Below are 1,847 nucleotides of genomic sequence, written 5' to 3'. Positions count from 1 at the left end.
CGGCCGGGTTGCCCCGCCGCCTTGTGCCAGCCGAACGCGGGAGCGGCCAACGTCGCGCCGGTCAGGTCGGCGCCGATTTCCAACACACCGCCGCCCGCCTGGTCGCGATAGGTCACCGTCAGCGGCGCCGCCCCCGACCGCCAGGCGGCGACCGGCAGGCCCATCCGCGCCAAAGCCAGACGTGTGGCGTTGGCCTTGGCCTCGAGCGTGAGCGGCCCGCCAGGCAGCGTCATCGCCGCCGTGAAGCGCGTCGCGGTCGCCGCAACGCGCCCGTTGCCATGCAGGGCGAGATGGTGTGGATCGACCTCCAGCGCCGCGCTGCCGTCTTCGAGCGCCAGTCCCGCGAACGGCAGCGGCAGATGTACGGCGGTCAGAGCCGCATCGGCCCTGATCGCGATATCCGCGAGCGCCAGCCGGCGCTTCAGCGGCACGCTCGCATGGAGCGTCGCCGCCATTTGTCCCGTTGCCCGGTCGAGCTTCAGGGCGGTCGTCTTCAGCCGTAGCGGCGGCTTGCGCAGCAGGCCCAGCGCGTCGGCCAGCCCGCCTGTGGCATGGGCGCCGATGGTTGCCGTCTGGTCGTGCCGGCTGAGCGTGGTGATCCGCATGTTCCCACGCAGTGCGAGACCGTCGAGCCGCCCCGCGGTCGCATCGATGTCGAGCGAATCATCGGCTGCGAAATGCAGTTTACCGGCAAGGGCCGTCATCGCCGGCGCACCGGGAAACCAGTCGAGCGTCACGCCGCTGGCCGCGAACTCGCCCGTCACCGCACCCGGCGCCAGTTTTCCGGTCGCGAGGTCGAAGACAGCATGGAACCGCCCGTCCCGCGCCACTCCCGCCTTGATGTGCCGGGTGACATAGTGCCGCGCGTCGCGCAGCAGGCCCTGCGGCCAGTAGCGCGTCAGGTCGGTCGCCGAAACCTGATCGACCGTCGCATCGATCGCGGCGGGCAGGGCGCCGCGCAGCGCGATCCGCCCCCGCAGCCGCACCGCCGGTCCCGCTGTCCCGTTCGGTCCAGCAAGATCGATGCGCGCATCTGACAGCAATACCTCATTCCGCGTCGCCACCGCGTGGGCCTGCAGGCCGGCGATCGGCACCTGCCCGGTACCCGCCGCAATGCCGCCGGCGGCTGCGCTGACGCCGAGATCGAGCTCCGGTGTCGTGAACCGGCCCACCGGCCACGATGCCGCCAGCATCACCGGCAGGTCGACCGCGGTGAACGGGCTGCCGGGTTTCATCAGCCGCCCCGGATCGAACGGGCCGAGCAATGCGGTCACCCGTCCCGCGCCGGCATCCCCCGCGATCGTCAGGCCGAGCGGGATCACCTCGCCGCCATTGTGGAAATCGGCGCTTGCAGCCCCCCCCATCCGCCCGCCCGGATGGCGGGTAAAGACCAGCGCGCCATCGGTCGCCACCAGCTCCGGTAGCGCGCCGACGGGCTCGATTGCCACATGCGCGTCGGCAATGCGGATCGCCCGGAGCGCCGAAAGATCGAGCAAGCCGGTGCGCGGCGATTGAGAAATCAGCGCGAGCAGTTCGCCCACCGCCTCGGGCGGCGCGGCCAGCCCGCCGGGCGCCTGTAGCGCGGGGCGCAGCACGATGGCGGGATCATGCGCGATGATCCGGATCGGCGTGATCGCGCCCTTGATCAGTGCCGCGAGCGACAGCGTCACCCGCAGCGTCGAGATCCGCGCCGCGACGACCCCCGAGCGGTTGCGGATAGCGATGTCGGCGAGACGCAGGTCGATCGGCGCGCCGCCGCGCCGGAACCCTTCCCAGGCCAGCCCGGCCCGCCCAACCGTGACCGTCAGCCCCGGCTCGGCGGCACTTACCGCCGCCCCGATCCGCGC

Annotated in this window: 1 protein-coding gene; it reads right to left on the bottom strand. The window is 72.3% G+C overall.

Annotated elements, in window-relative coordinates:
• The coding region (locus APM_RS09800) for a DUF3971 domain-containing protein (protein WP_007423212.1) at positions 1 to 1,847 on the bottom strand (1,847 nt) is incomplete at both ends.

Origin of the sequence: Acidiphilium sp. PM (assembly GCF_000219295.1) — a bacterium.
Classification (GTDB): Bacteria; Pseudomonadota; Alphaproteobacteria; order Acetobacterales; family Acetobacteraceae; genus Acidiphilium; species Acidiphilium multivorum.
Note: the sequence above shows the minus strand (reverse complement) of the source record. Positions and strands in the feature narration are given on the sequence as shown.